This window comes from Enterococcus sp. DIV0800 (assembly GCF_050559735.1).
Lineage (GTDB): Bacteria > Bacillota > Bacilli > Lactobacillales > Enterococcaceae > Enterococcus_A > Enterococcus_A devriesei.
The window spans coordinates 1,982,729-1,999,005 of record NZ_CP187898.1 but is presented as its reverse complement, the minus strand read 5'-3'; the positions used below and the strand labels follow the sequence as shown (position 1 = coordinate 1,999,005).

The window sequence follows — 16,277 nt, the reverse complement described above, 5'->3', positions numbered from 1 at the left end:
CTTTTAAAGTTGAAGACTCTCTTGTGAAAGCGATTACATTTCCTGCTAATAAGTATAAATTAATTTAATAGCAAAAAAGCAACGTGATAGATTTCTCATAAATATTTTCTGACGTTTTCATTTAAATCACTTTTCAATGCAGAATTGTTTTAAAATAGTTATGAGGTGAGAAAAGTGGAAATTAAAAAAAGTGTGAAAGAGGAGTTAGTTCCTTTTCTAGATGACGTTTTTAAGCAGCAGCATGACGCAGAATTTTCTGATGGCTTAGCAGAATCAACAGAGCAGCCATTAGTCTTGACTGCTTGGGTGGAGGATCAATTAGCTGGTGGGATCGTTGGCAGGTATCAATATGACACGCTGTACATTTCTTTATTAGGCGTGGATGCCCGCTTTCAAAAGCTGGGAATTGGATCGGAGCTGATGCGGGCCATCGAAAAGCAAGCAGTCGAAAAAGGATTGAAGACGATTACTTTGACTACCAAGGCGTATCAAGCGTTGGACTTTTATTTGAAGCAGGGCTATGAGGTCTTTGGTAAGATAGCAGATGTGCCTATGGTAGGAACGACAAAGTATTATTTAGCAAAAAGAATCAACTCCCTTGCTGATTAAAAGTAAAAGTATTGGACTACCATGATGATGATTAAGACGAGAATCCCCGGCAAATAATTTGAGACGCGGATTTTCGTCAGCTTCATGACGTTCAATCCGATCGCTAAAATCATTAAACCGCCGATCGCACTGATCTCATTCATCAGGCTGTCTAATAATTCTGGGGGCAAATAACGGACGATGAAACTGGCGAAGATGGTGATCGCGCCTTGATAAATCAAAACTGGAAAAGCTGAAAAAAGTACGCCGATCCCTAATGAAGCTGTCAGCATGATAGACATGAAGCCATCCATCACCGCTTTAGTAAATAAAGTCTGATGATTGCCGCTCACGCCGCTTTCGATCGCCCCAATGATCCCCATCGAACCGATCACATAGATCAACGTCGCGGTTACAAATCCTTCCGCAAAATTACTATTGCCACGGGCAAAGCGATTTTCCAAAAATAATCCTAAGCGTGTCATGGAGTCCTCGATTTTTAAAAACTCGCCAATCATTCCGCCTAAACAAATACTGATGATGATAATAATAAAGGAGCTGGCTTGCAGCGACATTTGAATCGCCAAAGCAATGACTCCCAAAGAAATCCCTTTTGTCACGGTATCTTTTGTTTGCTCCGTGATATTTCGCAAAACAATCCCTGAAAAACTTCCGGCGATGATCGCCAAACAGTTCACCGCTGACCCTAACAGCAACATAAGCTCACCCACTTCTATGAATTTGATTAAAAATAAATGAAATGTTATTTAGAATTCATCTTACCACGAGTTGAATTTTTTTTGAATAGTATTCAAAAAAGACTGTCCCCAACCTTCCTAATAGCGGCAGGTAGACAGTCTAAAAAATTAATTCATTTCTTTTTCACGTTCCCGTTTGGCTAACGTTGGCATCACAAAACCTAAGCCGATCAACACAACGATTCCGACGATGTTAATAATCAATTCATGCCAGAACAAGCTGGAGCCATAAGCGGCGTCTTGTGGTAAAATCCCGAACAAGGTTGCGATAACCGTTACTGCGAGACACCAGCCACCGACAAAGACCGCCATCCGATCATTTTTGATAAAGACATACTCGGATTGAAATTTCCGACTGTCTAAGCGAATCCGAATGAAGGCGTAAAAAATCCAGCAAGTCACACCTGGTGAAATAATGCCGTTAAGATTCAACAACCAGTTAAAGATATCATTCATCTCTGGCAAGAAAACGCCTAATAATAAAATGAAGGCACTTAAAGCGGTAGTTAAAATGTAGCCGTTGATCGGTAAGCCTTCCGCGTTTAGTTTAGTTAATTTCTTCGGCATAAATTGTTTACCGGTATCAGAGATCAGCATCCGGGTCATGGCATCTAATAAGACCGCCAACAGCGCGCACATATAAATGATTTGGGTCACGGCGAAAACATACATCAAACTGTTCCCAAGATGGAAAAATTCACCGAGTCGTTGGAAAGCATAATAGGACCCGTTCATTTTCAAATTATTTGGCAGGTGATGGGCGTTGAAAAAGACGCCTAGTGAGAATGAACCAAAGACCGTCAAGAAGATTGTCATCACGGTCAGCATGATCATTGCTTTAGGAAAATCTTTTTGCGGCTTACGCATCCGAGTGACAAAGGGCGCGACGAGTTCCGCACCATTGATGGCATAGATTAACAGGCCGATCGTGGTTAAATAATGCAGATTGAATTTGGGTACGATGGCACCTAGATTCATTGGCTGTGTTTCGATATGACCGTTTGGCATAAACAAGGAAGCGAAGGTCATAAAGACAAACAGCAAGGCCATGATGAACATCGCGCCGCCGCCTAAAGTACTCAAGACTTCCAATGATTTTTTAAAATGTCGTTGCAAGAAAATAAAGGCTAAGAAAACACAGAAGGTTAATAAGGCAAACATTGAGTTGGACATTTTATCTTCCATTGAATCATTGCCGTTGACTAGCCAGCCGAAACCGACGACAACCGCGTTAGCCGTATCGACGACATAAGGGATCGACGCCGCCCAATAGGTCCAAGCGGTAAAATAACCTAGTCGATCGCCGCTGGTTCCTCGTACCCACGAGGTCAAGCCGCCGCCTTCATGATTGAACACCGAACCTAGTTGACCAACCATCAAAGAATAAGGAATCACATATAATAGCAGTAAAATTATCCAAGAAGTAATAACACCTAAGCCTTGGTTGGCAAAGTTATAAATAATATCATCAAAACCAATGACAGTAACAAACGACATCATGGCTAAGACTGGCCATGAGATAAAACTTTTCTTTTCCTCGATCATGTAAATTGCTCCTTCAGTAAAATAATAGAAATCAGATTAGTTTAACGAGCAGATGACGGAGGCTTGTTTCGATAAGCCACGAAGATCCCCTTCCTTTTTTACAAATACGATCTATCATCCCATAAAAAAATAAATAGTGCCAATAAAAATGAATACTTTGCTAAATTTCAAAAATTTTTGCCAAAGCTCAATAGGAATCAACAGTCTTTTGGTTAGTTTACCACAGCTTTTCTTCACTTTAGCAAGTCAGCTAGTCAGAGGCTCTTTCTGTTCATTCTAATTTTTTTTGGCTATACTAATAGTGAAGTCTTAGAAAACGAGGAGGAATTTTTTATGAATCATCTTTTTGCAGAAGCTGACACACCAAAACCAGAAGAACAAAATCCAATGCTCTTAAAATTATTGAAGCAACGGACAATTTTGATTTATGGCGAAATCACACAAGAGTTAGCCAAAACGGTGACTGAGCAGTTGCTTTATTTATCATCTGCTAGTGAAGAACCAATTACAATGTTTATTAATAGCCAAGGTGGCCATGTGGAGTCCGGCGATACGATCCACGATGTCATTAAATTTATCAAACCAAAAGTAAAAGTGATCGGAACCGGCTGGGTAGCAAGTGCTGGGATCACGATTTATTTGGCGGCGGATAAAAAAGATCGTTACAGCTTGCCGAATACCCGCTACATGATTCATCAACCGGCTGGCGGCGTGCAAGGGCAATCAACCGAAATTCAAATCGAAGCCAAAGAAATTCTACGGATGCGCAAACGGGTGAATAAATTAATCGCCAAAGCAACCGGTCAAACTTTGGAAAAAATTGAAAAAGATACCGACCGCAACTTCTGGCTTTCAGCAGAAGAAGCTAAGGACTACGGCATCGTCAACAAGATCGTAGAATCAGAATCTGCAGTTAAATAAGAACAAACAAGCGGTCGTGACAGAAGTGTTCAGCTTCAAGAAGTAAGCCGAAAAAAATTGAAAATAGTTTCTCATATTTTTGAGATGATCCGGCTTAGTTCCGAAGAAGCTACTACTGGTACGTCGTTTATTGGTAAAAAGAACTTGTGACAAGATTTTTGTCACAAGTTCTTTTTCTTTCCCCTAAAATAATTCGGCTGAAATAAGAAAAATATAATAGACAAGGAAAAGTGAATCTGCTAATGTTAGAGGAAAAATAAAATTTGATGTGAATATTTTAAGGAGGAACGGGATTGGGAGCTAAAATAAAGGAATTGTTAGTGTTGCCTTCTTTGAGAGAAGCCGAGGTGTTGACGGGGCACAACAATTTAAATCAGACGGTAACGTCGCTGTCTTTTTTAGAGATTGCCGATATGGAATACTGTGAAGAACATTTCGAATTGAATGAATACCATACAGGCGAGTTGGCACTGACTTCCTTTTTTAGCATCAGAGAGGACATTGACAAGCAGTGTGCAACGATTTGTCAATTACAGCGAATGGGCGGTATTGGGATCATTTTATATAATGTTGGAACGGTTTTGCCGCGAGTGGCCCCCAAAGTTTTAGAAACGGCTCAAGCGTTGGATTTTATTATTATCCAAATGCCAAAACAGTATCGTTGTATTCGATATAGTGAAGTGATTATTGAGTTGATGGCGGAAATTTTGAAAAAACGACCGGCTGATAATATTGTCAATGAAGTACTCGAGAAAGCTTCTTTACTACCGGAGCACTTACGGACGGTGGATATTACACTGAAGCTACTGTCGGATCTTTTACGAACGAATATTGTTTTGATGAATGCTGACAACGAAGTGACCAATCAAATCAAGTGGCCGAGAAATTCTACGACTGATTTAGAACGTCTATTACGGCGAGTCGCGGTAGAGGACGGCCAACAAGTGCTTAAAAATGATTTCTCTATTTTTTATAAGGAACTTTATCAAAAAGGAAATGGCTCGCTGTCTCTCTATTTACTAAAGGAACATGAATTATTGACAGAAGCTGAATGTGAACAAACGGTGGAACTGCTGCGAGTTGCTTTGAATTTATGGGGCAAGAAGCACGGTGAAGTCAATGAAGCGGCGCTAGTTCACGCGATTTTAAATGATGAAAGCGAAAAGATGTATCGCTTGGCAAATCAATTGAAGATCGATGTAAAGGGGATCGAGTTAATGTGGCTCCTACAATTAAACGATCTTAAAGAAGAAAAGAAATTAAAAGAAGACATTCTCAGCTATGCTTCAAAGTTTTATAAAACCTGTGTCACCCAATTATTGGATGACCAGTTGATCGTGCTTTTAGGAAATTATCGCCACAATGACTCTGAGCTGGTACTGGGAGAAACGTTCATCCAAAACAGTCCCTACAAAGAGAGTATCGATAGTATCGTTTTGTGTCCTCGTTTACGCAATACCACCGATGTGCGAACGACTTATCAATTAGTCAATGAAGTTGCGCTGCAGCTGCCGAAGTTATTTCACGAGAAAAAGAATTTCTCTATTAGTGAGATTCGGCAAGTCGCTTACGCCAATAAATTGATTCAATCTGGTGAAGCGGAAGTCGAAGAGACGCTAGCACTGTTAAGTCCTATTATGGATAGCAAAGAGCAGCTAATGACATTATGCAGCTTTCTATTAGATGCCGGAGCCGATTTTCAAATTTGCAGCGAACAACTGTTTATCCATAAAAATACAGTGAAATATCGGATCAAAAAAATCAGCGAAGCGCTCGGCTACAATGTAATGCGCTTTTCTGAAAGTTACGAATGCTATGTCGCCTGTTTGACCTACCGTTTAATCAGCCTCTAAAACTTCCGAGATCCGGAAGTTTTTTTAGTTTATAAAGAAAGTATAAAATTTTCAAATGAATAAATTGCTTTACAGCAGGTATATCTATCTCCTATTTCGCGAAGTCTCTCTTATTAGCTGTCGGTTTTACAATTAAAAAAGTTAAGCTATCACTAGAGCAGAGACATAAAAAACGGCTTTAACGACAAGCCGTTTACAATAATGCTAATAATTCATCGATCTCCGTTTGTTTCGTTGCCCAACTGGTAGCGAAACGAATCACCGTATGCTGTTCATCGTATTTTTCCCAGAAGCTGAAGGCGACTTGCCGTTTTAGTTCTTCCATTTGTTTGTTTTCCAAAATAACAAATTGCTGATTCGTTGGCGAATCAAGATAAAAACGATAATTTTTTGCTAATAACCCTTGCTTTAAACGCATTGCCATGTCGATAGCGTGCTGACTGATCTGAAAATACAGCTGATTGGTAAACAGCGTATCGAATTGCAATCCTAATAAACGGCCTTTGGCTAACAGTGCGCCTTGTTGTTTCATGTGGGCGATGAAATAGTCGGGAGTATTCTTTTTGGTAAAGACGATTGCTTCTCCTAACAGCGCGCCGACTTTTGTTCCACCGATGTAAAAAACATCACAGTATTCGGCGATCTGTGGAAAGCTTAAATCTGATTCAGGGCTGACTAAGCCGTAGCCTAAGCGAGCGCCGTCTAAAAATAAAGGGATCTTGTATTGCTGACAAACTGCCGAAATCATTTTTAATTCTTCCTGTGAATAGAGCGTGCCGTATTCAGTAGGATGAGAGAGATAGACCATCCCAGGAAAAACCATGAACTCGCGATTGTCATCTGCCCAAAATTGTTCAAGGTACTCGCGGATTTGTTCCGCAGAAATTTTCCCGTTGGTTTGCGGCAAGCTTAAAACTTTATGGCCGGAAAATTCGATGGCGCCGGTCTCGTGGGTGGTGATGTGTCCAGTTTCGGGGGCGATAACGCCTTCGTATTTTTTTAACAGTGAAGCAATCACTAAGGCGTTGGTTAAAGTACCACCGGAAATAAAATAAATTTCAGCTTCAGGGCAAAGCGTCGCTTGCCGAATTTTATCAATCGCGGAGGCAGAATATTTATCCCGCCCATAACCGCTTAATTTTTCTTGATTGGTTTCTACCAAACGGGCCAAAATTTTTTCATGAGCCCCTTCTAAATAATCACTCTCAAAGTTCAACATAGGCAAACTCCTTTTTTATATCAGTATAACGAATTTTTGAAGAAGACACAGTTTTATTTGTATGACTCAGGTCGGTAAAAAAATCAACGAGCAGACAAGCTGCCCGTTGATTTTTATAGTTCTAAAGTTTCTCCAACAGCTAAAACCTTGCCGACATTTTCCGGCAAAAGCTTAACGAAGGCTTCAGGGTCTTGTTTAATGACGGGAAAGGTATTGTAATGGATCGGCACGACTTGTTTGGCTTTCAGTCGTTTTGCGGCGCTAGCAGCCTCATTCGGACCCATCGTAAAATTATCGCCAATCGGCAAGAAAGCCACATCAATATCAAAGGCGTTACCGAAAAGTGCCATGTCACCGAAATTCGAGGTATCACCGGCGTGATAAATTGTTTTTCCTTCAGCTTGGATAATGAAACCTGCGGGCTCGCCCATATAAACCATTTGTCCATCGACTTCATAGCCGGAGCTGTGTTGCGCGTGGACCATTTTTACGCGACCAAAGGGGAAATCATATTTTCCGCCAATGTTCATACCGTGAGTCTTTTCTACACCGTTCTTTTCCGCAAAAGAACAAACTTCGACAATACTGATCACGGTAGCATCATTTCGTTTAGCAATGGGCACCATGTCGCCAATGTGATCACTATGACCATGAGTGACTAAGATCCAATCTGTCGTGACTTCATCTGCTTTCAGGTCGGTTAATGAATTGCCGGTAATAAATGGATCAAATAATAATTTCTGACCATCTTTCCTGACGATCGAAAGAATGGAATGACCATGATACGTGATTTTCATTTGAAATTCCTCCTTGTTCATACGTTTTTTAGAAAGAGGTTGTGACAGATTCGGTCAGCTTTGAAAAATTTCGGTTTATTTCCGAAGAAGCTACTTCTGTCACAACGTTATTTATAAAAGAGAACTTCATTTTTTTGAAGTCCGTCCATCTACTGTTCATTATAACGAAGATTTTTTGTAAGCAGTAACAAGAAGCCTTTTGCTTTTTAGCGAAAACGTTTAAACTAGAAGAAAAGTGTTGGAGGAGAAAAAATGAAGATTACGGTTGATCCGAAGTTGAAGCAATTAGGGATCTCGCTGGCCTGCACAGTGATCGAATTCACGAATCAAGACTATCAAGCTGCTATTTGGCAAGAGCTGTTGAATCCTTTAATAGAAAAAATCGAGGTTGAGGATACGCTTGAAATGATTAAGGATGATCCACGAATCGTCGCGACTAAAAAAGCCTATCGTACATTAGGAAAAGATCCGGCCCGGTTTCGTCCGTCTTCAGATAGTTTGTGGCGGCGGGTCGTTCAACAAAAGGGTCTTTATCAAATTAATGACCTCGTTGACTTGAATAATTATTTTTCATTGAACTGGAAGCTGCCTTTTGGCTCGTATGATTTAAGCAAAGTGGATGAACCGATTCAGTTAACAGTCGGAAAAGCCGGCGAACGTTACAGCGGTATCGGAAATAAATCGGTTAACATTGAGAATCTTTTGGTGTTAGAAGATTCCGCGGGACCATTTGGTAGTCCAACTTCTGATGCCACTCGGGGAATGATTGGTGAGGAGACGACCCGCGCATTGATCGTAGGCTATCAATTTGCAGATGATACGGGAGTGGATCAAGCCACTGTCAAAAAAGTGTTAGAAGCTTATTTGCAGGACTGCCGCGTGGTAGCACAAGCGATCATTTAAAAAAGACGAGTCAGCTGACTCGTCTTTAGACTTTAAATTTAGCAATGCCTATAATTCGTTTGCTGGCCAATTTTTACAGACATCGACCCATTTTTTGTAGCGGGTATACGTTTCTAATTCAGGTATCGTTAGCTCAATCGCACTGTTGGGACTGCCGCAGGCGGGAAAGACTCGTTCAAAACGTTGCAACGATTCGTCAAGGTAAACGTCAACGTCAGCTTTGATCGCAAAAGGACAAACGCCGCCGACAGGATGACCGATCGTCTCTTCGACTTGATCGGCTTTTACCATCGTGGCACGTTCATTAAAAGTCGCCTTGTATTTGCCATTATCAATTTTTGCATCACCGGCAATCACGATTAAAATTGTCTTGTCACTCTTTTTCAGGGTGAAGGACATCGTTTTCGCGATTAATTCCGGCGGACAATCCAAGGCTTTGGCAGCCAGCTCGACGGTTGCACTAGAAACGGGAAATTCGTGGATCCGATCAGTCATTTCATATTGTGAGAAAAAGGCTTTTGTGGCTTCTATAGACATTGAGCTCTCCTCCATTCGTTAATTAGAATGATACACGCTTTTCGGAAACAGGTAAATAAGATTTCACAACAAGGAAGGAAGCAGTATGAAAGAGGATAAGAAAAAATTATTAGCCAAAGTCGCTTATATGTATTACGAACAAGAGCTGACGCAGGCTCAAATTGCTAAAGAATTATCCATCTATCGCACGACAGTCAGCCGGATGATCAGCCAAGCGAAAAAGCAAGGTATCGTTGAGATCAAGATCAATCATTTTGATTCAGCGTTGTTTGAATTGGAAGAACAGTTGAAGCAAACGTTTGAATTAAAAGCCGTGGAGCTAGTTTCTAATGAGCGGGATGCTAGCGAAGAGGATCAAGAGGAACGATTGGCAGAAGCGGCTGGTGCTTGGTTGCGGCGGCAATTGACGGATGAGTTGGTGGTTGGTCTTTCTTGGGGGGCTAGTGTGGGCCACGCGATTAATAAAATTGAACCGAAACAATTAAGCGAAGTCGTGGTTGTACCTGTGGCGGGGGGACCGAGCCATATTAATTCTCGTTATCACGTTAATACCCTCGTCTATGAGTTAGCGCGGAAAGTAAATGGTCAAAGCTTATTTATCAATGCTTCTGTGATCCAAGAAACGAAAGAATTGGCGGAAGGAATCTTTAACTCAAAATATTTCTATGAATTAAAGGATTGCTGGCAGCGACTAGATATGGCGATTGTTGGAATCGGCGGACCATTGAGCTATCAAAAAAGTCAGTGGCGTGATTTATTGACGGCAGCGGATTTTGAAGAGTTGAAATTGCGAGAAGCGATTGGCGACTGCTGTTGTCGGTTTTATGACAGCTATGGCAAGGCGTTGGATGGTTCGTTGAATCAGCGGACGATTGGACTGCAATTAGAAGAACTGGCAAAGGTACCCCAATCAGTCGGAATCGCTCGTGGCCGTTCCAAAGCTCGCTCGATCGTTCCTTTGCTGCAAAAGGGCTATCTCAATACCTTGATCACGGATCAAGAAACAGCCGAAGAAATTTTACGGATTAGTCAGCGAATGTAGTTTTTTTATTTGAAATGCACATCTGTGCGAAAAACTAAAAAGATTCAGAGGTGAAAGGCTTGAATTAACGCTTTTCACTTTTTTTGCTTGGAGGATACAGAAATAATTAGGGCAGGATGCTATGCTTAGCTTATAGAAAATAGTAAAGGGGATTTTTTCAATGGAATTTATGTTAGATACAGCGAACCTCGCTGAAATTAAAAAATTTGCGGATTTTTTACCGATCGCCGGAGTCACTTCAAATCCGTCTATCGTAAAAAAAGAAGGAAAAATTGATTTCTTCCAACACATGAAGGAAATTCGCGGTATTATTGGCGAACACCGCTCGTTGCATGTACAAGTTGTAGCCCAAGATTATGATGGGATCATCAAAGATGCGGAAAAGATTTTAGCTAATATTGATCAAAAAGTCTTTATCAAAATTCCAGTCAACGAACCGGGATTAAAAGCAATCAAAGAATTAAAACGTCGCGGAGTCAATGTGACCGCAACAGCCATCTATACGAAATTCCAAGCCTATCTGGCGATTGCGGCGGGGGCTGATTATATCGCGCCGTATTTCAATCGAATGGAAAATTTGAATATCGATCCGCGAGAAGCGATTTTTGAAATGGCGGAAGAAATCGCCCGGACAAAGAGTGAAACCAAAATTTTGGCAGCCAGCTTTAAAAATGTCGGACAAGTCAACGCGGCTTTAGAAAACGGCAGCCAAGCAGCGACGATGGGGGTTGATATAATTCAACAAGCCCTAGCGATGCCTTCGGTTGCTCAAGCAGTTACCGATTTTACCGCCGATTGGGAAGCAAGCTTCGGCGAAGGAACCACCGTCTCCGATTTATAAAACCTAAAAACAGACAGAGAAATCTGTCTGTTTTTTTGCCAGTCCCACTTTTTGCAGTGTGTTTAATCAATGAGCTATACATTTTTCTTAGTAAATCATTGTTCGAGAAGTTTAGTGGGATGGTATGCGAAGGAAAATAAGATTCATTTTTTTCGGAGAGAAAGATGAGTTTCTTAAATATGAAATAGCTGCCAGTCCTACTTTTTACAGTCAATAGGATTGGCGCATAAAATAAAATATAAAACTAAATCATTGTTCGAAACGTTTAGTGGGAGGGTACGCGTATAAAAAATACATCTACCTACCTGGCTATTTAGAAACTGAGCATTTTTTCCAACATCTCGTCCAACTGATGTTACCCTTAACTTGAGGTGAGTGGATGGAAGAACTGCAAAAGGAATGGGCTCGCTGGAAATATTTTGTGATGGCTCGCTCTCAGGAAGACTATTTGCTGATTCGTCAGCTTTTTTCGGGTAATCGCTGGAGTGAAGAAAAAGCACAGCTTTTTTATCAGCAGATTGAGCATGTCAAAACGCTACCGGTCAACGTTAAAGCGCAAAGAAATGCTTACGAGCATGTCTGGGGGTATTTCAAAAAAATCGCCAGTAAGGAAGAAAGATCAGAGTTTTTTCGTTGCTTGGATACACTGAGTGAGAGTAAAGATTCCGCGCTGCCTTATTTAAAAAAGTTGGCTGAGAAGTATCAGATTGCCTATTTATTGAATTCTCATCTGTTCGACTAAAGCAAATTGTTACCGATTTTTTTGAAGGACTTTTATAATGATCAAACATGGAGGGATGTAAGAATGGAAACACGAGCAATTGTCATTGAAAATTATGGTCATGCGGACCAATTGAAAGCAAGCAAGGTTGAATTACCAGAGCTAGGTGAACATCAAGTTTTAGTAAAAGTACACGCCACATCAGTCAATCCGATTGATTGGAAATTACGGGAAGGCTACTTGGCACAAATGATGCCATGGGAATTTCCAATTACGTTAGGTTGGGATGTCGCCGGTGAAATCGCAGCGATTGGTTCTAAAGTGAAGGATTGGCAAGTGGGGCAAAAAGTTTTCGCGCGCCCTGAGACAACGCGGTTTGGCACATATGCGGATTACACGATCGTGGACGATCATTTATTAGCAAGAAAGCCTGACAATGTTTCTTTTGAGGAAGCGGCGGCAGTTCCCTTAGCTGGCTTAACAGCCTATCAGGCGTTGTTCACTCATGGTCAATTAAAAGCGGGGGAAAAAGTTTTAATCCACGCGGGAGCTGGCGGTGTTGGGATTTATGCGATCCAATTAGCTAAAAATGCAGGTGCGACAGTTATCACAACCGCTAGTGAGAAAAATCATGCCTTATTAAAAGAACTTGGTGCTGATCAAGTGATTGATTATCATACGACCGATTTTTCAGAAGTATTGGAAAACGTTGATTTGGTTTTCGATACGATGGGCGGAGAAGTCCAAGCAAACAGTTTTAAAATTTTAAATGAACAAGGCCGTTTGATTTCAATCGTGGGTCAACCAGATGAAGAGCTGGCTAAAACGGTGGCGGTAGCGGAAAGTATCTGGCTGCAACCTAATGGTGAACAATTGCAAGAAATCGCCGACTTAATGGCGGCTGGCAAAGTGAAAAGTGTGATTGGACACACTTATCCATTAACTGCAGCGGGCGTCAAAGAAGCCCATGAATTAAGTGCTACGCATCATGCTAAAGGTAAAATCGTATTGACAAATGAATAAGCAACCGACTGCATCAAATGTTGATGCAGTCTTTTTTTTTACAGCGAATTCGACTTTACTGACGATTTTTTCGCGGACCAGCGAGTTCGCTTAAGCTTTTTTTCCGAAGGAATACCGTTTAGTGACCCAATACGGAACGCACATTGATGCACCGATCCATTTTGTTGAGGATCGAATATCCGTTGATCAATTAGCAATCAAAGATTTTTTGCTGCCGCTGATTGTGATTCATAAAGAAGCAGCTGTGGCGAAAAATCCAGATTATTCTCTGACGGTAGCGGATCTCGAAAATTTCGAAGCTGAACATGGAAAAATTCCAGCGGAAAGTTTTGTGGCATTTGCTAGTGGTTGGTGGAAACGTTGGGAAGAACCTGAAAAATTTTATAATGTTGATCGTGAAGGGCAGGGCCACACGCCAGGCTGGTCATTAGAAGCGTTGAAATTTTTACATGAAGAACTCCAAGTCACTGCAATCGGTCATGAAACGTTGGATACTGATTCTGCGGTAGATTGCACTAAAAATGGCGGTTTGCTTGGGGAATTATATTGGCTTTCGCAAGATAAATTTCAAGTGGAAGTATTGAGCCGTTTGACCGAACTGCCAGCAGTCGGCGGTGCAATCTCGCTTGGTGTTCCCAAAGTGAAGGATGCGCCGGGCTTTAATGTGCGGGCGCTTGCAATCGTTCCGAATGATTAGTCGATGAAAAAAGCAAGGCTTCGCTTAAAAAACGAAGCCTTGCTTTTTTAGAAAATCGATCGTGTTGCTACGACGCGCTTGGGCAAAATGTTGCCGGACTTTTTCTGACCAGCTAGTTGCCTGCATATTTGTACTGCGCTCTAGGTAATAGGTTGTTGTCACTTCATCGTAGTCAGCAAGCATCGCTGGTGTGAAGGGTTGATAAGTATTTGTATTAAGTATGGCTGTTTTTGGCAGCCGTGGTTTGACTTCGTTCTTTTCGGCAGGATAGCCGACGAAAAGACCAAAAACCGGATAAGTGAATTTTGGCAGATCGAGCAAGTCTTTCATTTTAAATAAATCATTCCGGATGCCGCCAACATAACAAATGCCCAGCTCAACAGACTCAGCATAGACTGCCATCGATTGCGCAGCCAAAGCCGTATCAACAATAGCGACCACCAAGGATTCCATCGTAGACAAATGTTCAGTGGAAAGATTTTGCTGCTGTAACACCTGTGCGTGTTTATTTAAATCCGCAATAAAAATATAAAACTGTCCATTCGTTCCATTGTCAACCGGGAACTTTGCAATTGTTTCGATCGCTTTTCTTTTTGCGTTATCCGTGACCTGAATCAATGAGTAAGCTTGAAGAAAATTCGAGCTGCTGGCACTTTGGGCAGCTAAAACTAATTGCTCCTGCAATTCCGCCGATAGTTTTTGATCGGTAAATGAACGAACAGATGTATGTTGGATCATTGTTTCAAAAAGCTCCATCAAAATTCCTCCTTTTAATGTCAGAATAAAGCTGGTGCGGAAAGAAGTAAAGCAGAAAAGGAGTAGAACTCACAGTTAGCTCGATTTTAAGGAACTCATTTTTTTAAGAGCAAAAAAATGAATGAATCTTCGTCCGCATACGATTCTACTGACCTTGCTAAAGCAAGGAGTAGAACTCGCAAAACACGAACGTTTGATAGAAAAAGTTTGTTTATATTAATAAAATTCTAATTGTTTTGCCATCGCTATGCTATAATTAAAAACAATTATCTGAAAGGGGTCCTGCAAATGCGTGGTGTAGTTACGGTTATTGGAAAAGATAAGGTCGGTATCGTTGCCGGTGTCAGCCAAAAATTAGCAGAACAAAAAATTAATATTCTTGATGTGTCTCAAACGATCATGGGGGATTATTTTACCATGATGATGTTAGTGGATCTAACGAATGCGGAGCAAGATTTTGAAGGAGCGCGTGAGCAGCTTCATGAGTTAGGAAAAAATTTAGGCGTGAAAATCAGTATTCAAAATCAAGAAATTTTTGACACGATGCATAAATTATAAGGAGGGCTCTTTGTGGAAACCAATCAAATACTGGAAACGATTCGAATGATCGAAGAAGAAAATTTAGACATCCGGACGATTACCATGGGGATATCATTATTAGATTGTATTGATAGTGATAGCGATCGCGCCTGTGAAAAAATTTATCAGAAAATCACCACGAAGGCGAAAGACTTAGTCAAAGTTGGTGAGGCGATTGAAGGAGAATACGGGATTCCCATTATTAATAAACGGATTTCGGTGACGCCCATCGCGATTATTGCGGCGGCGACGCCAGACACGGATTATGTAAAATTTGCGAAAACATTGGACAAAGCGGCTAAAGCGGTGGGTGTAAACTTTTTAGGTGGCTTTTCTGCACTGGTTGAAAAAGGTTACCAGCATGGTGATGCGATCTTAATGAATTCCATTCCGCAAGCATTGGCGGAGACTGATTTTGTTTGTGGATCGGTCAACATCGGTTCGACTAAGGCGGGGATCAATATGGATGCCGTCGCTCACATGGGAAAAATTGTAAAAGAAACGGCAGCGGCCTCTGATCTTGGTTGTGCCAAATTAGTCGTGTTTGCTAACGCGGTGGAGGACAATCCCTTCATGGCTGGCGCCTTCCACGGTGTCGGTGAGGCGGACTGCGTGATCAATGTTGGTGTCAGTGGTCCCGGCGTAGTGAAACGGGCATTGGAAAAAGTTAAGGGCGAATCTTTCGATGTTGTGGCTGAAGTCGTGAAACAAACGGCCTTCAAAATTACTCGAATGGGGCAAATGGTTGGACGGATCGCTTCGGAACGTTTAGAAGTTCCATTTGGGATCGTGGATCTTTCGTTGGCGCCAACGCCGGCAGTTGGTGATTCTGTTGCTCATGTCTTAGAAGAAATGGGCTTGGAAAGTGTTGGTACTCACGGAACGACGGCGGCGTTAGCGCTGTTGAACGATGCCGTGAAAAAGGGCGGCGTGATGGCTTGTAATCATGTTGGCGGATTATCCGGTGCTTTTATTCCGGTTTCGGAAGATGCTGGAATGATCGATGCGGTGAACAATGGTTACTTAACGATTGAAAAACTGGAGGCAATGACCGCGATTTGTTCCGTTGGTTTGGATATGATCGCGATTCCGGGGGATACACCGGCCAGCAGTATTGCGGCGATGATCGCGGATGAAGCGGCAATCGGTGTAATCAATCATAAGACCACAGCGGTTCGAATCATCCCAGCAAAAGACAAAAAAATTGGCGAGATGGTCGAATTCGGTGGTCTACTTGGCAGAGCGCCGGTGATGGCGGTCAATGCTGCGGGGTCAAATGATTTTGTTGCTCGTGGTGGACGCATTCCAGCTCCCATCCATTCATTTAAAAATTAATCCTTTAATTATTAGAAAGTCTTCCCACAGGTGAAGGCTTTTTTTTAGATTCTCTAAGCGACGCTTTTAGACTGATTTTAATTAAATAAATCATCCTAGCATAAAATTCTTACTGTATCTTTTGAATTATTAGCCAGTATAGATTAAAATTAAGTGTCAATA

The 16,277-nt window shown here is 41.6% G+C and carries 16 protein-coding genes and 1 pseudogene; 11 read left to right on the top strand and 6 right to left on the bottom strand.

The window, feature by feature from the left end; genetic code table 11:
* Positions 1–174 precede the first annotated feature (174 nt).
* Entirely contained in the window at positions 175–609 is a 435-nt protein-coding gene (locus IGI54_RS09735; RefSeq protein WP_430620561.1) for a GNAT family N-acetyltransferase, read from the top strand.
* On the opposite strand, the gene IGI54_RS09730 is transcribed toward IGI54_RS09735, so the two are convergent.
* Entirely contained in the window at positions 606–1,307 is a 702-nt protein-coding gene (locus IGI54_RS09730; protein ID WP_430620560.1) for a DUF554 domain-containing protein, read from the bottom strand. The two genes, IGI54_RS09735 and IGI54_RS09730, sit on opposite strands and share 4 nt — an antisense overlap.
* 147 nt (positions 1,308–1,454) lie before the next feature.
* Complete coding sequence (locus IGI54_RS09725; protein WP_071860627.1) at positions 1,455–2,891, bottom strand: amino acid permease; 1,437 nt, start codon at positions 2,889–2,891, stop codon at positions 1,455–1,457.
* A gap of 333 nt (positions 2,892–3,224) precedes the next feature.
* Here IGI54_RS09725 and IGI54_RS09720 point away from each other — a divergent pair, with 333 nt between their 5' ends.
* Both IGI54_RS09720 and IGI54_RS09715 read left to right on the top strand, forming a co-directional pair.
* Complete coding sequence (locus IGI54_RS09720; RefSeq protein WP_379945919.1) at positions 3,225–3,812, top strand: ATP-dependent Clp protease proteolytic subunit; 588 nt, start codon at positions 3,225–3,227, stop codon at positions 3,810–3,812.
* A gap of 293 nt (positions 3,813–4,105) precedes the next feature.
* Positions 4,106–5,665, top strand: a complete 1,560-nt coding sequence (locus tag IGI54_RS09715; protein ID WP_216428159.1) for a PucR family transcriptional regulator — start codon at positions 4,106–4,108, stop codon at positions 5,663–5,665.
* Between the two features lie 193 nt (positions 5,666–5,858).
* On the opposite strand, the gene IGI54_RS09710 is transcribed toward IGI54_RS09715, so the two are convergent.
* The gene (locus IGI54_RS09710; RefSeq protein WP_430620559.1) at positions 5,859–6,884 is read right to left on the bottom strand and encodes a threonine aldolase family protein; all 1,026 of its coding nucleotides are present in this window, start codon (positions 6,882–6,884) and stop codon (positions 5,859–5,861) included.
* A 113-nt stretch (positions 6,885–6,997) separates the two neighbouring features.
* Positions 6,998–7,681 (bottom strand): metal-dependent hydrolase, encoded by a 684-nt coding sequence (locus IGI54_RS09705; RefSeq protein WP_430620558.1) that lies wholly within the window; start codon positions 7,679–7,681, stop codon positions 6,998–7,000.
* Between the two features lie 252 nt (positions 7,682–7,933).
* Between IGI54_RS09705 and IGI54_RS09700 the strand changes: the two genes are divergently transcribed.
* The gene (locus IGI54_RS09700) at positions 7,934–8,584 is read left to right on the top strand and encodes a B3/B4 domain-containing protein (protein ID WP_430620557.1); all 651 of its coding nucleotides are present in this window, start codon (positions 7,934–7,936) and stop codon (positions 8,582–8,584) included.
* Between the two features lie 48 nt (positions 8,585–8,632).
* Here IGI54_RS09700 and IGI54_RS09695 read toward each other — a convergent pair whose 3' ends face one another.
* Complete coding sequence (locus IGI54_RS09695; protein WP_071860632.1) at positions 8,633–9,121, bottom strand: YbaK/EbsC family protein; 489 nt, start codon at positions 9,119–9,121, stop codon at positions 8,633–8,635.
* A gap of 85 nt (positions 9,122–9,206) precedes the next feature.
* Between IGI54_RS09695 and IGI54_RS09690 the strand changes: the two genes are divergently transcribed.
* The 5 genes and pseudogenes from IGI54_RS09690 to IGI54_RS09670 form a co-directional block, all read left to right on the top strand.
* Entirely contained in the window at positions 9,207–10,163 is a 957-nt protein-coding gene (locus IGI54_RS09690; RefSeq protein ID WP_430620556.1) for a sugar-binding transcriptional regulator, read from the top strand.
* A gap of 160 nt (positions 10,164–10,323) precedes the next feature.
* The gene (locus tag IGI54_RS09685) at positions 10,324–11,004 is read left to right on the top strand and encodes a fructose-6-phosphate aldolase (RefSeq protein WP_430620555.1); all 681 of its coding nucleotides are present in this window, start codon (positions 10,324–10,326) and stop codon (positions 11,002–11,004) included.
* 379 nt (positions 11,005–11,383) lie between these two features.
* Positions 11,384–11,746: a YbgA family protein gene (locus IGI54_RS09680; RefSeq protein WP_430620554.1), complete on the top strand. Its 363-nt coding sequence runs from the start codon at positions 11,384–11,386 to the stop codon at positions 11,744–11,746.
* Between the two features lie 63 nt (positions 11,747–11,809).
* A complete protein-coding gene (locus IGI54_RS09675) occupies positions 11,810–12,748 on the top strand; it encodes an NADP-dependent oxidoreductase (protein WP_311818451.1) in 939 nt (312 codons plus the stop codon).
* Between the two features lie 97 nt (positions 12,749–12,845).
* Positions 12,846–13,445 (top strand): annotated as a pseudogene (locus tag IGI54_RS09670) (cyclase family protein); the annotation flags it as partial.
* 24 nt (positions 13,446–13,469) lie between these two features.
* Here the strand turns inward: IGI54_RS09670 and IGI54_RS09665 are convergent.
* Positions 13,470–14,201, bottom strand: coding sequence for an NADPH-dependent oxidoreductase (locus IGI54_RS09665; protein ID WP_430620553.1), 732 nt, complete (start codon positions 14,199–14,201; stop codon positions 13,470–13,472).
* 288 nt (positions 14,202–14,489) lie between these two features.
* On the opposite strand from IGI54_RS09665, the gene IGI54_RS09660 reads away from it, so the two are divergent.
* Both IGI54_RS09660 and IGI54_RS09655 read left to right on the top strand, forming a co-directional pair.
* Positions 14,490–14,759: an ACT domain-containing protein gene (locus IGI54_RS09660; protein WP_071860639.1), complete on the top strand. Its 270-nt coding sequence runs from the start codon at positions 14,490–14,492 to the stop codon at positions 14,757–14,759.
* A gap of 12 nt (positions 14,760–14,771) precedes the next feature.
* Positions 14,772–16,115, top strand: a complete 1,344-nt coding sequence (locus tag IGI54_RS09655) for a PFL family protein (RefSeq protein WP_216428181.1) — start codon at positions 14,772–14,774, stop codon at positions 16,113–16,115.
* The last annotated feature ends 162 nt before the right edge of the window (positions 16,116–16,277 follow it).